Annotated in this window: 1 protein-coding gene (only partly in view); it reads right to left on the bottom strand. The window is 67.6% G+C overall.

Going from position 1 to position 23,977, the window contains the following annotated elements; translation table 11 throughout:
• A protein-coding gene (locus SACMADRAFT_RS01245) for an EndoU domain-containing protein (RefSeq protein ID WP_009151954.1) crosses the window boundary here: on the bottom strand, positions 1-23,977 show its 5' portion. 19,559 nt of this gene lie to the left of the window's left edge; the window shows 23,977 of its 43,536 coding nt (coding positions 1-23,977); it begins with the start codon at positions 23,975-23,977; its stop codon lies beyond the left edge, outside the window.

Below are 23,977 nucleotides of genomic sequence, written 5' to 3'. Positions count from 1 at the left end.
TGCCGTCTTCGTAGGTGGTGACCAAGTGGTTGGTGACCACCTCGGGCCCGAACGGGTCCAGCCGCTCCAGCGCGTGCAGCGGCTGCGCATCGTTGGAGTTTCGGAACCAGGACGGCAACCCACGGGCTCGCCGGGTGATGTCTCGGATCGCTTCGCTCGCGTCGGTCAACTGCTCTTCGACGGCGGTGGCGTCGGCTCCGGTACGGAACAGGTGCTCGATCGTCAACGCGGTATTGCTCAACTCCTCGGCCGCGAGCTGTAGTTCATCGGCCAGCCTCCTGTCGTGCTCAGCGGCGCGCGCGTCCGCGAGTTTGTGGCGGAGGTCGGACAGCGCTGTCGCCGCCAGGTCGGCAGTGTTCACGACAACGGTGGGCAGCAGCGAGCCGCTGGGTTCGGCCACGTTCGCGAGCGCGACGTCTGTCGGGGCACCCAGCGGTCGCTGGACCAGCGCCTCGGGAGGAATGGGTCGCGCGAGTTGGTCCAGCCACACCTTGCGCACATAGAGATCGGTGGCCTGCTCCTTGTCGCTGTCCCTGGTGAAAACCAGGTCGACGAGTTCGCGGAAGCTGTCCGCACGATCCTCGTTCGCCGGATGCTCCGGCAGCCCCTGGTTCCAGACGCTCGAACCGAACGACTCACCATCGGCCGGGTCGGAGGGCAACGGCTGCCCGGATGCGGCGATGCGCTTGGCCGCCTCCACCATGCCCAGTGCCAGCTTGACCAGCACCTGCACCGAGCCGGGATCGTAGGTCGCGTCGGGGAACCGGAACTCGATGGTGCCGGCCGTCGGCGAGCTGAGGTGCCTGCCCGCGACGAAGCGGAACCGTTCAACTTCGCCGGCAGGCATGCTGAACGGCACGCGGGCCTCGAGCGGCCGGGGCACCTCCAGGTCAGGGTTGGCGCCGAGCCGGGCAAGCACATCCTCGTACCTGCGGACGATCCATTTCAGCGTCTGCGCCGCCGTCTCGTCGACGTCGCTCGCGTCCACATGGATGTGCAGGCCGGTGTCCTTCGTCGCCAGCCCACCTGCCTCGGGCACGACCTTCAAATAGGTCCGCAAATCCCGCCAGGTCAGCGCTGTTTGTGGGTCGAGTATCCGAGTGACGACCTCGCCCAGCATGACGTCGGTGCCGGTCTCGAACTCGACAAGCCCCGCGTCACGTGCCGCCGAGTAGCCCAGTTCCTTCAACCTGCCAGGCTGCTCCGGCTCCGCCGAGCGGACCAGACCCTCGCGGTGCAACTCTTCGGCGACCCGGGCCCTCGCGTCCGCGACGTCACCCATGCGACCGGCGAACTCGATTTCCACCCCGAACGTCCTGGCAGAGTCCGTGACGTCCTCGGTCAAATAGGGCACCGGCTGCCCCGCCTCGGTTCGAGCACGGGCGTTCGCTGCCGCTTGGCGATACCGCTGCGGCTCCGCGGTGTAGCTGCCCTCCGGCGCTGGGAGTCCGTGGCCGGGTCGCTCCTCGACAGTCTGACCCGGCGCAACGCTGGGCCGCGTGTCCGGGCCGCGCGGGTCGTCACCGGGGCGGTCCTTCGTGCCGGTGACCGTGACCCGCTCGCCGAGGGTGGCTTCGATGATGGTCACGCCCTGCGAGGTGAGGGTGCGGACGATCTCGTCGATCGGCGCGGTCTCTCCGGTGCTGATGTCGATCAGTGAATCGGCTGGCAGCGCATCGGCCAGTTCGTTGAGCAGGTAACTGCTGGCACCGGTGATCCAGCGGTGGTCCCAGTGGTCGAGTCTCACGTCCAGCGCCCGCTGCTCGTTGGCGCCGGGTTTGCGTGCCGTGAGCGTGATGCCACGGGAGCCGTCGAGCATGATGTCCATGGCGCCCAGCTCGACCAGCCTGCGCACCAGTTCCGGCACGCGGGCGTTGAGGTCGCCATCGGCACTGATGGTCAGGATTCCGCCGTCTCGCAGCGCCGCCATCGCGGCGGCGAAGGTGTCCTTACCCTCGCCGAGGAGGTCGTCGGCGGAGGCCTCGGCGAAGCGGACGCCGGTGAACTGCTCTTCCCCAAACATTCCCGTGGTCAGCTCACCGACGACCTCCGGCAGTGCCTCGGGGTCGCTGTTGAGCGCCACCTCGCCCGGTCGCAGTGGCGTCGATCCAAGAGCGCGGCCACCACCGACCACCAGAACCGGCCCGTCGATGGCGTCGGTGTCGATGACGTGAGCTCTCGGCAGACTGGCGACGACCTCGCGCCCGCCTTCCGCATCCGGTGACGTGTGCACCTGCTTGAACCACGATCGAAGCGAGCGCTCGATCTCGTCGACGCTTTCGGCGGAGTCGTTCGCGACGTGCACGACCAAACCGCCCTCGAAGGTCAGCAGGTCACTTGCTGCGGCGATGACCGGAACGAAGCTGCCGGTGAACTCGTCCCTGCCCAGCCGATCGAACACGATCTCGGAGTAGATCTTCCCGGCACCGGTGGCCGACAGCTCCCGCGCTGACCCGGTGCTGACGGTCAGCCGTGGTTCGAACTGGTGCAGTCCCGATTCGGCAAACCACGCCCGCAGGTGGGCATCGAGTTCCTCGGCGGCCGTACGGGCGGCTCCGGCGAGCTGGCGACCATCCAGTACGGAGGATTCCGCCCACGCCCGCGTCGCACTGTCCCGGTAGAACTCGTAGCTGAGCTCCGCGACGGGCTCGCCCGGGTTAGCCGGATCTTCCAACACGATGTGTGCGACCGCGTTGTCGACCGGGCCGGGCGATTCCACATCCTCGCCCGCGACGAGGACCTCGGAAACCCTCGCCCGAAGCCCGCCGAACTCCCTACCGTCGAGCTCCCGGTCAAGTGCGTTCCGGAGCGTGGTCCTGTCGATACCATCCGGGTGCCCAGTCGGCCGGTACATCTCCAGCCCGTCGAGTTGCCCCACCACCTGAGCGCCGACGGTCGTGTTGACGACATCGAGGATCGACGGGTGGCCTTCCTCACCGAACGGATGTTCCCGCCGCCGTTCCAGCAGCGCGTCCGTTTCGGCAAGCGCGGCACGCGCTTCGGCCAACAACCCAGCCGTGCCCGCTGCGGAGAGCACCAACCCCATGCTTGCCAGTAGCTGGCGTGCGGCGACGTCGTCACCACGCTCGAGCTGGCGAACCACGGCATTCAGTGCCTCGCGGTGTGTAGCCATTTCCGTGAAGATCAGTTCTGCGCTGCGCGCTCCACGCTCCGGACCCCAACTGAACCCAAGACGCGGCCACGCCAGCAGGCCATCCCGCTCCGCGAGCAGCGAGATGCCGACGAGCTCGGGCGAAGCCCGGTGGAGCCCTTCGAGATGTCGAACCAGCGCGGTGGCGATTCCCTTGTTTCGCCAACTGTCCTCACCAATCGTGAAGGATTCCAGTTTCGCGACGATCGTGTTCTCGCTCTGGCGTGCGAAGGCGTAGACGACCCGACCAACTTCTCCTGACCCACCGGCATCCCGAAGGGACAGGGTCACTTCCAGGTGATTCGGTTCCAGCCGCGGCTCACCTTCGACCGATACGGTCAATCCGTCGATGCGGAGATCACGCAGCTGGGACGCGATGGCATCGCTGATCGCCTGCGCGGAAACCCGAGTCGTTCCCAGCTCAGAAGGCACCATGGCGCCGATCGACAACCCGGGGGCGGCGGTTGCCGCAGCGGGTTCGTGCGGCGCAGCAGCACCGCCGTCACTTCCGTATCCCCCGTCGGGCACGGCGGAGTCATGCCTCGCGACGACGAACGGAGCCTCGCCGGGGCTGGCCCTGAGCCCGGCCACCGGCGAAATCCCTGGGTCCGGATCACTTCGACCGACAACGGCATCCAACGGGTGCTGCCGCTGCGGCTGTAGCCGCTCGAACCGGTCGCGGTGGACCGGTTCGGCCGTTGTCGGTGCGGTAGCGGCCGACGACGGCCGAGGTTGCGCGGGCTGGGAGGGTTCGAGATCGGTGCGGCGAGCCTTGTAGGCCTCGACGATCTCGCTGACCTCGTCCTGTTGCTCACTGAGCCGCGCCAGCGCGTCGGCGTAGTGGCTCCATATCGCCATGGCCAACTGCACTCGATACGGCGAGAGTTGGGCACCCATGTACGACAGGGCCATCCGCAGCTGCTCGGCGGTGAGGAACTCGCCGCGGCTGAACCACTGACCGGAAAGTATCGTTGTAGCAGCCGCCAAAGCCTGCGACCCGAACTGGGTCAGTGCCTTCAGAATCGTCGGGCTGTCGCCGGCGATCAGGATCTTCTGAGTGACCCCCGCACTCTGCTGGCCAGGAAGGTTCTTACGGAAGAAACCGGGCACACCTGGAACCCCGATCGGCCCGCGATGTTCGGTCTCGACCCAGCTGCGCAACAGGTCGATGATCTCGTGGACATCGTCACCGGAGACGATCACATGTGCGTCGCCCGCGCCCTTCATCCACGTGGCAGGCCATCCCGGGGGGCTCGGCTGTACGGCAACGATCCTGTCCTTCGGATGCGGGAACGGGTTGTTCCGGTCGCGCCGCATCTTGATCCTGACCAGATAGGTGCCGTCACCGATCCGCTTGATTCGCTCCACGTTCGGAGAAATGAGTCCGGCGAGCTCGCCGTTCTCGAGAAGGACGTCGAGGTCGAAGATCAGCGAATCCGCGCTGCCGACCAGCCGTCGCCAGCCGTCGAGGTAGGGCTGCAACTCGTCGCGGAGTTCTGGGTGCTCTGCGACGACGTCGTTCAGCCATGCCACGGATTCGGCAGCGGCATCGGTCGTCGCCAACTGGACGTCACGAAGCTGCTCATCCAGGTCGTGTGCCTTCGGCTCGGTCTCGGCGACCTTGCCAAGACTTCTGGAAGCGCTCTGTTCGGCGTCGTGCCGGATGGTCGGGATTCGCAACGCGCCGCCGACCAGCGTGGTCAGCCAGTTGGCCAACTGTTGTGCCGCGAGGACCGCGTTCTTGTTCATCACCGCGGTGAAGCCGCTGATGGCGCCGCCACCCAACCCGGCCAGCCATGCGGCCAGCGCCAGCTGCCCGACCGAGCGAGGCCCGAATACCTGCCTGCCGAGCGCCTCCGCGTGCCTGTGCACGGCCGCGAGCGCATGTCCCTGTTGTGCGCTGCCCAGCCAGCCTTCCGGCAGGAGCATGCTGAACTGGCGCTCTTTCGTCTCACGCAGCGGCAGAGTCCAAGTCCGGTTCCCATCCCGATTCGCAATCGAGGGGACCTCGAGCTTCAACACCTTGCGGGCAACCCGGTCGTAGCCCCGCTGCGTGGTGGTCGGCCTGCGCAAGCCTTCGCTCAGGTCCACCCGTAGGCGCAGCTGATCCTTGATGGGGCTGCCCCGTCGCGGCGAGATCACCAACTCGGGGTTGCCGTCGTCGTCGCGGTTCACGGTGACGTCCACGTCACCGCGTGCAGCCATGACCTGCCGCACTTCCTCGGCCGCCAGGTCCAGCAGTTGCGACCGGTCGGTGGGCATCGGTGCACCAGCGTCCCCGGCGCTGTCCGATCCGCGTCGCCGTGCGGCCTCCTCCGCCACGGCGTTGGCGGCGTAGCGCACGGCATCACCGGCCTCGGTTGCCAGGACGGCGAGCTCGGATTTCTCTTCTATGCTCTCCGGCTTCCGGTAGCCAGTTCGTTCTCGCCGACTGTGGCGGGCCAGTTCGGCCAGGAACCGTTCGCCCAGCTTGCGGTCGATCTTGATGCGTGCGACTGCGGTACCCAGGCTCGTGCCCAGTTTCGCCCCGATGATGTCGAATGCGCCCAGGATGTATGCCATCGACACGGCGATCGGGCCGTCCAAACCCAGCGGCCCGACATGTTGCTTCACGAGCCGGGGTACGCTCGGCATCCGCCACAGCTTGGCCGCTTCGAAGATCGTGTGAGCCAGCTCGGCCGACAGCCGGTTCGACAGCTCATCGGACAGTGACTCGCCACTTTCGACAATGTTGGTCGGGACCGCGATCCGGTACGTCTGCTGACGGCTCCTCGGATCGCCACCCACGAGCGCCACGTGAGGCTTGCTCCTCACCTCGGCCGTGATGATGACACGCAGTTCCTCGCCCGTTGCGAGCATCATTTTCAGTACGCCGATTTCCGCCCGAGAATGTTCCTGCGTCGGGGCAAGGCCGTCGTTCGCGGGCGTGAAGGTCGCGTCTCGAATTCCTTGGATGTGCTCGCGGATCTCCGCACTGGGTATGTGCCGGTCCTGAATCCCGGTGAGGGCGTTCTCGCTGTCGGCTGCGTTCGCTCCCTCGTTCAACCACCTGACCATGCGCTCAGCGACCTCTTGGCCGGTTCGCCGGAATCGGTTCCACTGCTGGTCGGTCAGCGAAAGCGGCTTGGCCACCACCGGCGGCTCCGGCAACGTAATGCCGAAGCGCGCCGCCAAGGGCGCCAGTTTGAACCGCAGCGTCCGTGCGTCCTCCGCCAGCGAGTCGCGGTTCGGCCCGATTCCCCCGCCGAAGGCCGCTGTGAACGACTTCGCGTCGTTGGTCGCTTGTACGAAGTGGGCCTTCGTGTTCTGCATCAATGTGGGGAATGTCAAAAGGCCGGTCACGTTCGCCATCGCCTGGGCGAAGAAGTAGAGCGAATTCGGAGGAAGGCCCAGTAAGCTCGAGAACACGGCCCCCGCGGCGAGACCGATGAGTGCACCGCCCTCCGATATCTTCGTGAGAGCGATCTCGATTCTCGAGTCGACGTGCTGTGGCACCCAGCGAGCGGTCTCTTCCCGCAAGACCCGCTCGATGGCTTCGTCCACCTCCTGCTTGCTCACGTCCTTGCGCACGTTGAGTTCCAGCCGGTAGGGGCCGACCCACTCGTGGTTCACGGGTTCGCCCTCGGTGCGGCCGGTGGAAGCGATCTGGACCGTGAACATGGGCGATGCCGTAGCAGGCCGGTGATTGTCCTCGCGCTTGCGCATGGCCCAAAGTTCGTAGACGCCACGAGACTGCTCGACCTTGGCGTCCGCTGCCCGGGGCAACGTGCCCGCGTACTCATCGGGCCGGAAGGTCTGCTTTCCGATCGGATACAGGTTCGACCACCTGGCGCGCAGGGCTAGGACCAACTCGCCCCTGGCGCTTCGCCACGGCGGCGTCTTTCTCCCCTGCTCCTGCAGGGCGCTGTGAGCGTAGGCAACCTCCGGAGTCGGATGTTCATCCAGCCGTCGAAGCTGCTCGATGAGGCGCTTGTCGTCCAGCGACAGGCCTTGTACCGACCTCAGTACCGCCGCGAACCGGGCGTCGCTGTCAGGCAGGTGCTCAGCCAGGTTCAGGCCCAGATTCACCACTCGCCGAAGGGCCTCTTCGATGCGCGCGAGTTCCGGGTCCGGGGAGTGCTTTGCGCGCCACGGCCCGGACTTCGGCGGCTGCCCACCCTCGGCGCGCAGCCGGTCGAGCACTTCCCGACGCTCGTTGAGCAGGCCGATCAGCCGTCCCAGTACCTCCCGGTCTCCTGCGGAAAGGCTGCGCATCCCGCCCCAGGAGGGCTGCCGCACTCGGGGCGCGAAGACCTCGCGCCCCTCCACCGTGCCTTCCCTTTGTGGTGGCACCAGCGCGGCTTCGCCCACCCGCGGCACCCGCCTCGCGAGCACCTCATCCACCGCGGCCTTGAGGCGCCCTTGCGTCGCCGCCACGGCGGCATCCAGCTGCCCGGCCCGCTCGAAAGCGGTGACGGCCCTGGCCAGCGCCTCGGCACGTTCCGCGCCGAGCGCATCCCTGACCCGCGCCAGAGCGGCCTGCGTCTCGGTCCCGCTCTCGGCCGAGGCAAGCTGCTCCAGGTTCTCGGCGAGCAGCAACAGCGGCCGCTGGTCGGCCTGGGCCATCGCGTCCAGCGCCTGCCCGAGCGCGTCGCGCAGCGCCTCACGCGAGTTGGCGAGCTGGTCGAGTTCGGCGGCCACCCTGTCGTAGTCGGAACCGAACCGGTGCTCGCGAAGTCGACCGGCCAGCTCCTGGGCTCGCGCACCAGGCCCCTCTGCCAACGACTCGGCTCTTGCGGCCAGGTACGAGATCGCGTTGTGCAGCTCGTGCGCACGTTTCGGGACGGCCAGCAGCCGTTCCAGCTCACCGACGAGCCGGTCGAACTCCGGGTCCGTTGCCGACGTCTCGGCTTGGTCGGACTCCCGCGAGGAGAGCCGCTGGAATGCGTCCATGACATTCAGCAGTTCGTCGCGCAGCTGAGCGGCCTGCTGGTCGATCTCCGCCAGCAGCCGGGGTAGCTCCCCTACCCGATGGCCTTCGCGCAGTTCGACACCGGCGGCCTCGGCGATGGTGGACAGGTCCCGCAGAGCATGGGCTTCGGGAGAATCGGCTGAGTCCGGTTCGGCAGGCAGCCATACCTGCGGCGCGTGCGCGGGCATCGGCGGCACCTCCGGACCAGGCCGCGGTGCCAGCCCCAACTCTGCCGCGACGTCCCGGCCGAGGAGACCTTCCGGTACCTCGGCATCGGACGTCCACGCCGCCAGCCACGCCGCGTACCGCAGTCCGTACCGTTCGATGGCCGCCTTGATCAGCTTGTGTGGTTGTTCCCCCTGGGACGCCGCCGTTGGGTCGGCGGCGTAGTAGCGCGCCAGCACGGCCTCAGTGGCTTCGTCCAGCCAGCGGCGCCGCGCGGTGTCGTGGTGTTGGATCTCGGCGAGCGCGTCCGGCACGAAGTAGGTGTCCGAACCGGGGACCGTACCGAACTCGTCGAGGTCGACGGGCCGCATGTCCAGTCCGGCCACCACCAGCGCCGCGCGGTGGCGCAGGAACTGGTTCAACTGCCAGGGTTCCAACAGCGCTCCGCGCACCGCCGCCTCGGCGGCCATTCGCCACAACGCCAGCAGGTCCGGGCGCGAGAACTCGCGGCTGTAGCCGGCCGCCCGCAGTAGGTCAGCGAATTCGGCCGGGTCGTCGAAGCCCCATGCGGCGGCGGCTTCGGAAGTCTCCTGTGGCGTCCAAACCGGCTGGTCCTCGCCCAAGTTGTTGCGTTCGACGGCCAGCATCAGGGAGAGATTCCTGGCGTCACGCTCGGCAGGCCGACCGTGGTCCCACCAGGATCGGCCTGACCAGCGCTCGTACAACTCCTTCAGGTACTCGACGCCGTAGCGCGCCGCCACCCGGACAGCGTCGGGCAGCGCCGCACCGAAGCGCTGGTACCAAGGCAGCAGCTCCCGCTCGGGATCGTGCTCCAGTAGATCGCCGATGCGGGACAGCACCCGTGGGTAGTCGGGAACGCTCGCGGCCAGTTCCCGGCGGCGTTCCTCGGCCAGTTCACGGAGCACGTCGTCGACCGGCCGGTCCGACTCGCGGGCGTGCGCAACGGCCTGCTCGATGTCAACGCCCACCCCAGCCGCAAGAGCGGCGCCACTCGTTTCGAAACGCGGAGGCCCGGCGTACTCAGGTGACTCAGCGGCCGCGGGACTCTCATCTCCGGTTTCCTGCGGCGACTGATCAGGCTGCTGGCTCGGCTCGGAAGACGGCGATTCCTCGGACAGCACCAGTGGCAGCTCGTTCAGCAGCAGTTCACGCAGTGCCGCGCCGACCAGCAGGTCACGCCGTGAACCTTCCGGGGGCACGGCGGGCAGCACGATCTCCACCTCGGCCTGGGCCCCGCCGGAACGCACCACCACGGACGGGGTGGTCTCGTTCGCATCGAGCCGCAAGCTGAGCCCGACCCGCTTCCCGTCGGCCAGCCCCCACAGCCCCGGCAGGGTGGGCTCCGCGTCCGGTTCCGCGAAGGTCGCTCCGTGGCCGTTCAGCCAGGTCGCCGTCCAGTCTCGAACCGCGTTCGCGGTGTCCTCGTCGGCCGCGGGGTCCGAAATGGCCGGCCATGACCCGCGGGCACGCAATACCTCGATGGTCCCCGGCGGAGCGTCGGGTGGGTCGGGCTCGGGAGGCTGGTGGGCACCGAAGTCAGACCCGAATCCCGGCTCGACCACATCCCGACCGCGGAACAACGAGTCGACCCAGTTTTCCGCGTGCCGAGCGCCCTGCTCGGAATCCTGGTAGAGCAGCCGGACTCCGTCCGCGAGTCGTTGTTGTCCCAAACGCACCACCTCGGCGAGCCGGGGGTCCGGCAGCTCCGCGAACGCCTTCAGCCAGTCCATTAGGAGGGCGTAGACCTCGAACTCCCGTTGCACCATGAGGTCCGCCAACGCCCGCGCGCGAGCCCGAGCATCTGGCGTGTCGATCGCCGCCGCCGCGTCGGCCGGGGACGTCTGCAGCGAGGTGATGACTTCCTTCATCAGCCAGGTCCCGACGATCGAGACCGGCTCGCCCATCCGCAGCCCGACCCGACGGGTGTCCCAGTCGAACACGCCGTAGGCGTCCAGATAGGGCCGGAGCCGCCGCCTGGCCTCGGCCATCCTGCCGAGGTCAAAACCCTCCCGATAGGGGAAGGCCTCCATAAGGCCTTCCTCGCTCAGCACGAAGGCGGATTCCGCCAACTGGTCGATTCGGCGCTCGACCACGCGCTCATCGAGGTTGAGCGCCCGCGCGACGACGTCGACATGCTGTTTGGCGAAATCGCGGACCGCCTTCCTGGTTCCATCCTCACCTGCTGTCAGCCACTCGACACGGGTGCCGTCCGCCGACAGTCCACTGGCGCCCTCGGGCGGGATCTGGCGGTTGATCGCCTCCCGCATGAACGGCGCCAGTTCACGCATACCCTGCGCGAGCCTCGGCGACTGGCCTGGGCTGGTGGGGTTGATGCGGCGGACATGCGGAGCGCTACCCTCCGGATAGCGCTTCATCGGCTCGTACTGGAACGGTCGCTCGGATTTGCCGTACTTCTTGATCCACCACCGACCCGCGAGCAGAGCCGGACTGGACAGTGTGATCGCCAGCGCCGCGCCGAGCGCGAGCGGCGACTGGCTCAGACCCAGAATGCCGAAGGAGACGAGCGAGGTGCCTGTCATGGCAGATGCGGCGGGCCCCTTCCAAGAGGCGACCTTGCCCAACTTCAGCTCGATCCGTGCGCCGATCTTCGACACCATGCCGGTGGCCACGGTCAACGTGGTGGCACTGATCCCCGTAACGAGGTTGATCATCGAGCCGGTCATGGCGACCTCGGCGAACTGCTGCACCGCCAACCCGAAGTTCACAAGGGTGAGCCATGGGAACTGGACGACGTTCTGCAGCGCCCGGTAAACGGGTCGCATGCTGTTGTCATAGCCGAGCCAGCCGCCGATCATGTTCGGATGCTGGGCGCCGTAGAGGAAGATCGCGTCCACTGCCAGGTAGCCGTAGGCGATCCATTGCTCGGGCCCGGTCGTGGAGCTGGCCTGGTAGGAGTGGCCGTACAGGTTCAGCAGCCAGCTACCGGTGAGCAAGGCGTGGTACGTCTTGCCATGCCAGCCAGCGTGCGGGCTCAGGGAGTTGAGCCCGTCGGAGCCCATACCCAACTCGCGGTTGACGAAGTCCAGGTAGCGGGACAGCGCCGTGACGGCGTGCTGGGCTCGGTCGAGGCGGGTCTCACCATCGCCGAGCGGCAGCGAACGAATGGCTTCCAGCGATGCCGCGAACTCCCGCGTCACCCGGATGAACTCCTCGTGAGATTCCCGCAGTCGCGTCTCGAAGAGTTCCCGGAATGTGCGCCCGCCGCGGGCAATGTCGAAGTTCTTGTTGAGTAAAATGTACCTGGCCAACGCCATGGCGGCCTGCTCGTTGAGACCCGCCCGCTCAACCAGCAACTCCTTGTACACGCGGATCTTGGTGGTGTGCATGGTCTTGCCGAGGGTCAGCAGACCGCGCAACCCGAAGCCCACGGCGTTGATTCCGGCGACAGCGGCGACCGAAGCGGCACCAGCCGCGCCCATCGTCGCGCCCGCGGCGGCCACCCCTGCGGTCGCAGGGGCGACCACGGCCCACGCGAACCACCTTCTGGTCCGCCGATGCCTGTTCATCCGGTCGAGGATCTGCCGGGAGTTGAGCTGATTGAGCTCCACCTCGTTCACCCTGCGGTGCACGGAATCCACAGCCTCGCGCCGTTCCTGCTCGGAGGTGAGGCCCTCAGTTCCGGTCCTGGCGAACGAAGCGGCCACCACGGCCTCGGTGGTACCCATGCCCAGCTCGTCGGTGGTCTTGGCGGGGGGAAGGCCTCTGCGGTCACGGAAGTCCTGCTTGACTTCGACGACCCGGGCGACCGACTTGCGCACGGCATCTTGGAAGGCCACCACCCCCGCCTTCACCAGTCGGTTCTTGGCGTCTTCCAGCAGATCGTGCGCGACGATCAAAGAGGTGAGTTGCGGGTTTTCCCGCCACGCCTGCGACGGATCACGACCGGGCGCGGGCGAGCGCAGCCCCAACCGGTATGCCTCAGGACCCACGGCATTGTCCGGATTGGGCACCCAGCCGTCCTCGACGAGGCGCCTGATCCTGGCGCGTGCCTGGTCCCGAACATATTCGGGGACGAGTTCGTACACCTCGTCCCACGTTCCGGAGGCGTACTCGTCGAGGAGGCGCTGGTTTCCGCGCTGCTCGGCAAGGTCCACTCGCCGGTCGAAGTTGTGCCGGGCGAGCATCCAGTAGATCCGCTCACCGTCCGGCAGTTGTCGGACCTTCTTGAAGAAGGGTTGCATCTCCGACCAGTGGCGAGTGGAGTGCGGGCCCCGCATCGAGCGAATCGCGTCCGACCCGAAAATGAACCGGTCGGGGTAGTCGCGTACCAGTTCGAGCAGCGCCTGCTCGGCATCCGGGTTGGCGAAGATGTGCTGTGCCACCGGGTTCCACGAGATGTCGAAGGCCAGACCTGGCGCGAGGTCCAGCAGTCGGCGCATCCACCGAACGTGTTCGACAGAGATCGAGGTCCAGTTGCCGAGGCCCATGTGTGCCCAGGTGAGCAGGTTGTCGCGAAACTCGGGGTGCTGCTGGTACAGCGCCAGCAGCGGGACAAGACCACGGTGGTCGGGGGGACCGGCCTGGTACAGCCCGTTGCTCATGATTCGCGCCGCGCCGGAGTCCTGGTGCAGCACCGACAGGTTGCCGGTGATCTTGTCGGCCCACATCTTCTCGAGGAAATGCGGGTTGATCATGTCCGGCACACCGTCGGAGAAGTCCGGCAGGCTCGCTGCCTTGCGGTCGTCTCCGGAGTCGGTCAGCAGCGTGTGCAACCCGTCCCGGTTCGCGACCAACTTGTCAAGCAGATCCGCGGCCTCGGTGCCGCTGACCTGCTCCCCAGCGCGCAGCGAGCCGTCCTGGTGGAACACGGGCAGCAGATCGGGCGCGGCTTCCTCGATCCTGGACCGCTGCAGCTTGCCCTCGGCCAGGTCGTCGCGGATCTGCTCCGCGGCGGCAAGCAGCTTGCCGACGGCCTCGGTCCACTCGGGGTTGTAGATCTTGTTCTCTTCCCGCCCGAGCATCTTGCCGACCATTTCCTTCAGCCCGGTTTGCTCGGCGTTCAGATGGGTGCCGTAGAGCATCTTCATCGCGAGGTCGTAGCCAAGCGCACCCGGTACGTCCCATCTGGTTCCGACCGGGCCGACCAGAGCTCGCCACCGGTGTTCCGGCGGCAGCTTCTCGACGGACCGAAGCATCTGCAGATCAAGGACCTTGCCCTGTAGCTCCAGCATGGGGATCTGCTCGGTGATTCCCAGGTACACCACAGGCGCGAGCCCGTAGTACACGTTCCCGCTCGCGGTGGCCAGTCCGAAACCGCGCTCCCGGATACCGTTAATCAGTTCCCTGCCGTCGTGCCCCGTCAGCTGCAGGTAGCCGTACACACCCAAGCTCGGGTCGCCGCTGTCGTAGCCCGCCTTGTGTTCGTGCAGGTTGCTGGCCACATAGGGTGCACCCGGATGGCCGAGCTGTTCTGCCAGCGGCGGGTAGACGCCTCGCGCCACGAGCTTGTCGCGGAGTTCGGGATCGTCGGGCCGTAGCGTGGTGGATGCCTCCGGGTTCGCGTGACCCGGCAGCTTCTCCCGGCGCAGCAGGCGATCCCAGGCCGGTTGCCAGAGACGTTCCACAGCCTGTGCCAACGGGATGACTTTGTCGTCGACGAACGGGATCTGAAGTTCGGGGACAATGACCTCGTTGCGGCCCGGACTAGCTACTCGCCGCGTCACCGCGCTGACGTCGAGGTGGCTGAGCCTGGTGCGCAGCGCGATCTCGTTGATCGTGACGCCGCGATCGCTGGCCGCGAGCATGGCATCTCGCAGGCCACCGAGGTACTCGCGATGCGCGCTGTCGCGTGCCTGCTGGGCGGCACTCAGCTCGCGGATCGCATCGGCTAGCTCATCCCGCAGGGTCCGGACGTGCTCAGCCACTCGGGACAACACCTCGGTCGCTGATCCGGAAAGGTCCAGTCCGGTCGTCTGCTCGGCGAGCCTCACGGCCGCTCGGGGGACAGGTGAGTCCGGGGCGTTGAGGGAGAAGTCGCGCATCGCCACGTATCGGACCGGCAGGTGCGTGTTCAGCGCGACATGCCAGGACGCGTCCTGTCCATGGCTGTTGATCCTGGTGAGCAGGGGCGCCAGGCCAGTCCTGGTACCGATCAACTTCGCCCTGGCCTCACGCATCGCGGAAAGCTTGGCAAAGTACTCGGCCTCAGCCGCCCGTCGTGCGGGCTCCAACTCGCTCACCCGGTTGTACAGCGCTCGGCGAGCCCCGAGTAGCTCCGCCAACTGGCGTCGCCTTGGAGCGGGAGGTTCGCTGATCGGGTCGGGACGCTGTCCGATGTCCGGCGACGATCTCGCCTCGGCGGCCGCCTCGAGCGACTTGGCTCTTGTGGTGTCCTTCGTCTTCCTCGCGTCGTCGATCTCGTCTTTCGACGGTGGCTCGGCGAACAGCGGATCGGATTGGAAGTCCTCCTCACTCGGTAGCAGGTCCATGAGCAGGTCATTCACCAATGCGGTGTCTCCGCCCTCTCGCGCATCGGTGATCGCATCTGACAGGGCCTGGTACGCGGCGTCCAACCGGCTCTGCAACAGCCCGTAGTGTTCTTGGAAGAGAAGCACCAACTCGTCGGCGTTGGCGCGGACGAGTTGGGGGGCGATCGCGGGCACCGGGTCGATGACCCGCTGCTCCTCCAGCACGATGCTGGTGACGAGTTCTTCCTGCAGTTCGAGTGTGTGGGCGACGCGGCTGATGATCTGGTCGGCCGACGTTTCTCCCGACAGGTGCGTCAGCCGTTCGGCAAACCACTTGACCCAGGTCAGTCGCTGATCGACAGCCTCCCGCGCGCGAAGGTAGTCCGCCACGAGGGTGTCGATGGTCGGTGGTTCGGAACTCGCGTCCGGGTCCTGAACGCGGGCGAGCAATTCCGCCATGGATTGGGTCGAGCGCACCACCCGCTCGCCGGTGGCCAACGGGATGTGGTGGGCGACCGATTCGATGCCGATCTCCGCGGCGATGTTGCGCTCGGTGAGGCCGACCGCCACGTCCGCGCCGGGCAGTTGTGCCGTGAGCCATGCACCGGCACCGAGCCCGTGCAGGTAGATGACGGCGCCGACGCGGCGCAAAGTCTCGGGTGTGACCGTGTCGGGGCCCCACTGCCGCACCACCAACTCGGCAGCCCGGGCCAGGATCTCCTGGTCCTTGGTATCGAGCCGCTGAATGTCGGCAATGGCGTCGGGAACCACATCGGTGTCCGAGTGCGCGACGAAGGCAAGCGGCTCCAGCCACTGGGGCCGGATCCTGACGGCCTCACCGAGCCAGCCGGGGTGCTGCTCCAGAAACGCCTGCCGCTCGGCGGGTGTCAGCAGCCGGTGCAGTGCCATCAGGTCGGCGGCTACGTGGCGCAGTGTCAGCAGCTCGTCGGCCCTGAGATCTATGGGAAGACCTTCTGCTGCCAACAACTCCGTGAAGCGGGCGACCTCGGCCGGATCGTCGCGGTCGAACCCGAACCAGGACGCCGCCTCCGCGACATCAGCGGGCGGCGGCTGGGACCAGACATAGGCCAATGCCGCATTCAGCGAGCTGGAAAGGGCAGTGCGGACCGCTGGATCATCGGACCCGCGCGTGAAGAAGCCGTGCAGGTACGCGGTCCAGTTCACGTACTCGATTCCGTGCACCACCGCTGCGCGCATCGCGAGAAGCGTGTCGACACCGAAGCGCTCGTAAACAGCACGCAAGTCGGCCTCTGTGTAGTCGAGCATGCGTTGCACAAGATCGGGATCGGCCAGCAGCTGCCCCAACATGCGTTCGAAACCGTTCGGCGGCATCGAACCGAGTCCTTGCACGTCCGCGCGGAACGCCACCACGGTGGGCAACTTCGCGACTATCGCCCGCAGTTGGTTGTCCTCACTCAAACCGGAAGGCAGTTCAAGGCGGTAGGCGTTCGGGTCCGGTCCGGACAGCACCAGCCGCGGCTCGGAAAGACCGTGTCGGGCAGCTATCCGCACGCGGAACTGCTGCCCTTCCGAGTCGGTGAACCGCAACCACAGTTGGTCGGTGTTCGCGTACTTGATCATTCGCACGTCGAGGACCGAGTCCCCGAGCTGCCTGCGCAGCTGTGTCAGGGCCACCTCACCGACCCACGAACCCGGGGATTCGGCGGCCCGGCGGTTGTCCGGCGTGACATCGGGCGTCATCGTGTTGTCGCGCAGTCGCGACAACACGATCCGTTCAACTCTTTCCGCGACCAAAGCCGGTGCGAACTCACCCAACCGCCGCAACTCGCTCTCGGGCACGGTTTCGGTGAACGGTTCGGATTCCCCGTAGCGAATCTCCAGCTGAAGCTCACCCTGTTGTCTCTGGCTTGCCGCTACGGTGAGTCGATGGCCAGGCAGTTGCGCATGAATAGCACGTTCGACCGTTCGCGGGTCGAGTGCGCTGCCCTCATGATCCGATACGGATTCGCCCTGGACTGAGTAACCTTCCAGCAGCAACGACCGGAACCGCTCCTCGGCGTTGTTCGCGGCGATCCCGCGTGCCGCCATGTCCACCTGCGCGGACAGCTCGCTGGATGGTCCGCTCAGAACGAATGCCGCCCCGTGAACAACCGCAGCCGCGAAATCGCCGATGGACGTCGGGATCAGCTTCCCCCGAACAGGATCGAACAACTCCGTCGGCACGTCCACGCGGAGCTGCTCCACTCTGCCGTCCTGCGGCAAGCGCAGCACCATGCGCGCCGAGGGATCACCCAGCGGAAAGACGAGTTGGTCGGAGGCGGCCTCGGCAGCCGCTCCGTAGGCGGCACGTAGATCGTCGCTGCTGATCGCGACAAGCGAGGTGACCAGCTCACCAATCACCTGCTGGATCTGCGCCACCGACGCGGCTGGGAACAGCTCGCTGAGTAGTCCCGCACCGGTCGACGCGAGTTCACCGACCGCCGAACGCATGCTGTCCGACAGTGAGCCGGCAGTCAGCCCATCGACGGCCGCCGCCCCCGCGTCCGGCAGAACCGCTGGTTCGGGCACGAGATCGCCGAGCTGCGGCAACGGCGCGGATGTCTCCTGCTGTGCCTGCCTAATCAGGTCGTGCAGACCGCCCTCGGCGGCACGCAGCACACTCGGCAACAGCCGTTCCAGCATTTCCACCCGTTGTGCCGGATCGGTCGGCAGTCCGGGCACCACCCAGGTGATCGGCGCGGTCTGCACCCACCTGCCGTCCACCGACCGAAGCTCCGGAAGCGACAGCCGGGACACCCCCGACTGCGGTGCGACGCGCAGCTCCCACCGCAGCCCGTCGGGGCGCCCGATCAGCCACCGCCGCTCGCCCGAGTCCGCTTCGAGTTCGACCGCCTCGATGTCGCCCCGTAGCCGGGACAACGCCGAGCCCACCGCATAATCCACCTCCGGCTGCGACAGGTCGGCGGCCTGGTCGGGGTCACGCAGGCCCACCGCAAGTGGTGGCACCACCTCGCCCCCGGGGATCGTGTCCGCCACCGCTTCGGGACGGGCCTGTCCGGGGCCGGTCTCCTCCACCTCGACTTCCTCGCGCGGAGGTTCGAAGTTGTTCGCGCCGTGCTGCTTCAGTGGCGCGATGCGGTTGAGGTGCGGGCTGCCGTCGTCGACCAGTTCGACCTGTTCGACGGAACCGTCGAGTCGGACGGTGAGCTGGAAGGTGACACCGGCGTAGACGCCCTCGACCCGCCACGCCCGCAGCAAGGAGTCGCCCTCGGCATAGACGGTGCCGGGCCGTTTCGCGATCGTCTCTATCGCGTCACGCAGTCGAGCGGACACGTCTTCGGTACCGAACCATTGGCGTTTGAGCACGGTGCCGCCGGGCGCACGGCCGTCCGGGCCGATGGTGGCGGCGGCGATATCGAGCGCGACGTCGGACAGCGAGACCGAGCGGATCGGATACTGCGGCGTCCGCCAGCCTTGCGGAGCCAGCCCCCGTACACCGGGGATGCCCAGCTCTCTCGCCAGTGCCTTGCCGAACGATCGCAGATCGAAACCCAGTGCCACCGGGTCCGTGCCTGCAGGCACAGTCACGACGACCTCTTCGGAGGACCAGGCGTCGAAACCCGAACGCATCTCCTGCGCTACCCGCTGTGCCGCCTCAAGTGGCGAAACCGAGGGGTCTCGGTGCACGACGACGGTGAATGCCCGGTCGAGCTGCCGTCGCACCGAGATGGGCGGCCGCCCGCCGTCCGGCGCGGTGGTCTCGCTGTCCGGGCCTGCTGCGGTCGAGTCATCACCTGTGGCGGAGGCTCCGGCGTGGCCACCGTCCGAGGTCGTAGGCAGGGTGGGAAGTCGAAGGCGGTCGGCTCCGGCGGGCACGGGAATCCGGTGCAGCAGTTCTCGCCTGCGTTGCCGGAGCCAGCGCCGCTCCAGCACGTTTCGTGCCGGGGTCCGCGCGAGCCGCCGGTCCAGGTCGGCGAGTTCGCTACCGAACGACTCGGCCTCCGCCGTGCTGATCCGCAACGTCACGGTGCGGCCGGTGCCTGGCTCCGACCACGTGGTGACCCAGCCGATCCCGTCACCCCACGCGATGTCCGCGGACACCAACCGGTAGCCACGCTCGGCCAGCTGGCCCTGCACCGACTCCGCGTCGCGCACGTAACTGTCGGCGGGCACCTGCACGGCAAACCGCAGTGCCGCGTCCGCACGCTGCTGCTGACCGGGATCGAGGAGCACCTGGGCGCCCTCGATCCCGGAAGTGATATCGAGTAGGGCGAACGAGATCGAGGACAGCGACACGAACTCGGGCCCGGGTGAAGGCTCGCCCGCTGCCTCGGCGTTGAACTGTAGGGAGAGCAGTCGGTCGCTGCCGGGCTCGCGGAAGGCGATCAGCAGGCCGTGACCGGTTGCCGCACTTGCGTTGTCCAGCTCCCCGACCACCGTGTAGCCGTGTTCGGTGAGCTTGCCCGCCACGGCTCGGACGTCGTCGGCGAACCGGGTGCCGTCGGGCAACCGCACACCGAACCGGACGGGGCTGTCCGGATCGAACTGCGCGGGGGATCGGACCATTCCCGGCAGCAGCATCGCGTTCTCGACCGTCCGCACGGCGTCAAGCAAGGCTGTCACCCGGTCACCGGCGTGAGCGTCTACCTGTGGAGCAGGTGCTCGCTCAGCCCGCGCGCCTTCCAGCACGTGTGGCCCGGTCAGCGGTTCGGCTCCCACCACATCTCCGTTGAGCGCGACGGCGACCTCGAAGGTCAGCCCGTGGCGTTCACCGCGCACGACCCAGGACCCGGCGCTGTCCCTACCCACGACGGTGTCCGGATTCCGTGCGATATCGGAGACGATGGCGCGAACGGCAGACCGCGCGTTCTCATCACTCGCGAAGAACCGAGGGTCGATCCTCGGCAGGCCGGGAGCGGTGGCATCCGGCCCGAATCTCGCCAGAATCTCTTCCAGTGTCGCGTCACTGACCGCGATGGTGCCGAGCCTAGGGGTCTGCGTTGCAGGCGCGGTGTCCCACGCGTTGGGCCGCTTGGGTTCGGGGTCGAACGAAAGCAGGCTGTCCGCGTCGGCCGGCTCGGCTACGCCCTCGATGAGCTGCGTGCGCTGGTCCGCGATCCAGTGTTGCCGCAGCGGGTTTCGCTGGTCCGGATTCTGCGCCAACCGGTCCAACTCGGAGGCGGCACGGCGAGCGGCGTTGGCGTCGGGAGTTTCCAGCCGCAGCCGGATCGACCGGCCGGTGGCGGGGTCGTGCCAGCTCGCCACGATGCCGGGGTCGCCGTGGCGCCAGCCGTTCTCGATACCGCGCAACCGGTATCCCAACTCGGCGACGCTTTCCAGGATCGCGGTCGCGTGTTCGGCGAAATTGGCCTGGTCCGGGATCCGCACCGAGTAGCTTTCCTCGGCGGAACCGGCGCCGGACGCCTCGGCGAGCGGGTCCGGCAGTACGGTGGCGCTGTCGGCCAGCGACGTGCCCGGCAGCTCCGAGTTGAGAACGGGCCGCGCCGAAGCAATGGCACGCATCAACGGCATCGTGGCGGGGTTGAGCGCCACCGGAACCGAACCGTTGGCGATCGGCCCCAGTCCTTCGACCATCCGGCCCAGTTCGGTGAACGCGCGGCGGGCGGTCAAGCTGGCCAGCAACCGCTGGGAAGCGTCGGCCTCCGGGCCGTGCGCGGAGAAGGCCACCATCGCCGGGCTGATCTGGACCACGGCGCCGTCGACGACGGCGAGCTTGGGCGGGATGACCCGGTAGGTGTTGGGTTCGACATCCGGCCGCACCGCGACGAAGGTGTCCACGGTGGCGCTCGGGAAGTGAATCCTGGCAACTGACGGTGCGACGAACTCGGCCGAGTTCGGTAGCCCTGAGTCGTGGTCTTGCGCTGTCAGGTCTGCCAGGTACCGCTGATAGTGGCCAGACATGTCGGCGAGCCGTTCACTGCTCGGCAGCGCCGACTCGACCTTGCCGGTCACCTCCTCCGCCGACAGCGCCCGTTCCAGGTCGTGCAGGTTGAACCCCTGTGCCGGCTCGCCGATCGCGACGTTGCCGTTGCCGGGTACCCCGTCGTGCAGCGCACGCAGCCCCTCCCGCAGCATCGCGTGCATCTGCTCCGCGGTGTCGGCTGTGGACAGCTCCAGCGTGCCGACACTGATCGTCCGCCAGGCTCCGTCCACTCGCTGCCATTGCGGTGGCGTGCTGCGCACCTGGCCCGGCTCCACCTCGGTGCTGACACCGACCTCGAACGGCACCACCGTGCCGTCGCGGTAGTAAGCCAGCAACGTGCCCTCGTCGGGATCGCCCGCGATAGCAGTCACGTACCCTCGAAGGGAGTTCGCGGCGACCTCGTCGGTGAAGCCGCCCGCCTGCAACGCGGCGATGACTTCCCGCAGTGTTTCCTCGGATTCCTCGACGCCGGACGCTATGGCACCGCCTTTCAGTGCGTGCAGCAGGCGGGGCAGTCCCTTGCGCACATCACCGTCGCGGGAGGAGTCGTCGCGAACCGCTGCCGAACCCTGGTCCGGCCGCACGTTGCCCGGGTTCAACACCCTGGCGTCGGCCAGCGCCAGTTCGACCAGTTCCCTGGTCTGCGCCCTGATCTGCTTGCTCATCGCGGTGAACGATGCGTCCACCTCCGGTGAGAACCGGAATTCCGCGGGTGCCGTCTCCACGTAGCCCGCGGGAGTCAGCTCGAACTGGGCCGGTATGTACTGGGCGTGTCCGGGTGGCAGCGTCGAATCCAGCGACAGCAGCGCGTTGGCCACCACACCCGAATCGGGCGAGCCGAAGGTGACCACGCCGGTCTCGTGATCGATCGACGCCTGCCCGCTCTGCACGAGAGCCTGGATCTCTCGTGCCGCGAACATCCTCGGGCCGTCGGGCCAGTCGGCGGTCTCGGTCAGCGGTTCCCTCGGAGCCACCAATCGAGGCTCACCCTGCACGAGGTCGCCGACCTTGACAGCGGTCTGGCCTGCGGGCAACTCGCTGGTCGCCGCTCTGGTGTCGGTGATCTTGAGTTCACCCTCGCCCGCAGCCTGCTCGTCGGGAGACCCCCGCCGGGCCGGCTCACTCCACACATCCCGATCACCCAATGCGTCCGCATGTGAACGCCGATCGGTGACCTTCGCCGCCGCGTCGTCGGAGGTGGTAGCCGCCTGGTCAGCGGTGGACTCGGCTTGGCCCACAGCCTGCTCGTCGGGAGACTCCCGCCGCGTTGGCTCACTCCACACGTCTCGCTCACCGAGCGCATCCACATGCGAACGCCGATCGGTGATCTTGATCCCGGAGTCACCGTCCGAGGACTGCTGCGCGCCCTCGGCTGTCGCCGAATCTCCGCCGGGCTCGGCTTGCCGAGGCTGGGGAGCCGGTTCCGGCCCGCCCTCACCCTGGGTGGCGGGTACCGCCTCGCCGGTGCTCTCCCCCGGCGACGCGGTGTCGGAGCCGCTGGCAGGTGCGGCCGGCGCTGCCACCGGTTGCGGTGCGGGTGTTCGACCACCCTCCGACGACGATGTGGCACCCGTACCGCTCGAATCGCCTGTACTGCCGTCGCCGCCGCCGTCGGCATCGGCGTTCGCGGAACCGCTGGCCGAACCACCAGCCGTTCTCCCGGCGGAACCGGAGGAGGCCGGTGAGCCGCCCGACTGGTTCGCCGGTGGTGCGTTCGTGCTGGGCTGTGTCGCGGCCGAAGCCGCCTGTGCCGCCGCGGCGGCAGCGGCCGGGGTCGCGTTCGCCGGCGGGGTGTTCGCGAAGAAGGTGGTTCCCAACCGGTTGCCGAACTCCGGAGCGTCGAAGCTGAAGTCCCGCAGCGCGTTCCGGGACACCTCCAGGTTGTGGGGAATCTCCTTGAACGAGGCGTCGCCGATGTACTTCTCCCAGGCTCCGCCGAGCGCACCGCCCAGCGCGGCCTGACCCACCTCGGCCCAAGTCAACTCGTTCGGGTCAGCACCCGCGGTGGCCCTTGCGGGCAGCTGGAAGTCCACGTTCGGGTCGAGACCCGCGGTGACACCCATCGCACCGAAGTAGGCCGCCACACCGCCTGCCGCGCCGGTGACCAGGTAGCCGGGTAATGTGGTGGCGAATCCCAGTGGGGCGCCACCGAGTCCGGCACCGACCACCGCCGCCACGGTGGAGACGCCGTTGTACTCGTACTCGAAGACGCCCTGACCCTTGGTTTCCCACATGGTCATGCCCTGACCTGCCAGGTCGGACATGAGGCCGAAGGTGAACGCGCTGCGTACGCCGTATCCCATGAGCTTCTGGCCGATCAGACGCCACGTGCTCATGCCAGGCGCAACCGTTGTGCTGCCGAGTGCCATTCGACCGAGCAGGCCCCGGCGAACCGTGTGTGCCTGCATGGCCTGCCGCGCGGCCGCTGCGGCGACGTCGTCCAGACCACCCGTCGCCAAGCGCGGCGTGCCGCGGAACTGACTCGTCAGATGCCGGGCGATCGCGCGATGAGTGGCCCTCGAGCCCAGTTCTCTGATCGCCGCGCGTTCGGCTCCGTTCCTTACCGCATCGCGAATGAGCTGCCGCTGAATCTGGGAGGCACCTATCCGTCCTGCGATCGACGAGGGCGCCATCCTGCGCAGGCCCTTGGAGCCGAGGTTCCACGCGCCCCTCGCAGCGCCCCCCGAAAGGCGCAACGCTCCGCGCCCAGCCGCCGATGCGATCACAGGTGCCACGTGCCCGACACCGAGAGCCGTCGGGACGAAGACCTCCCGCAACATGATCTGGGTTCGGATGCGGGACACGGCGGCAAGTGCCTGCTGCGCGATCCTTCTCGCCGCCGCGGCGGCAGCCGCCATCGAGATCGGAATGCCCGCCAGCGCGGTACCAAATGTCGGAAGCGCCGACATCGCGGCCCTGCCCAGTTCGAACGCCAGCATCGCCAGGTTCGCCTGGTACATGTTCTTCGCCAGGATGGTTTGCTTGTAGAACTCGGCGTTGGCCGTGGTCAGGCTGAGTTTGGTCTTGGCGAGATCTCCCCCGGCAGCCGTGAACTTCGCCATGATCTGGCTGAAGTTCTGCGCGGCGCCCTGGCTCTGCCAGGACAACTGCACGTTCTCGGTCTTGGCCGCCAGATCCCGCATGAACTCGGCGGTTTTCTGCGAGTCTTCGATCAGCAACCGGACAAGCTCGGCGACCTTCAGCTCATCGGCTGTGGGGTAGTCACCGAGAATGCCCCGCATCGCCGTGCGGGTAACCGGTGCGGCGACGGGAAAGCCGAGGAAGTTGTTCCACGCTCGGATGAAGTCGTCGATCTTGTCGGCGAAGTCCTCCAT

Origin of the sequence: Saccharomonospora marina XMU15 (genome assembly GCF_000244955.1) — a bacterium.
In the GTDB taxonomy this organism is placed as follows: domain Bacteria; phylum Actinomycetota; class Actinomycetes; order Mycobacteriales; family Pseudonocardiaceae; genus Saccharomonospora_A; species Saccharomonospora_A marina.
The sequence above is the reverse complement of the archived record's forward strand: the minus strand, read 5'-3'. Positions and strand labels throughout refer to the sequence as shown.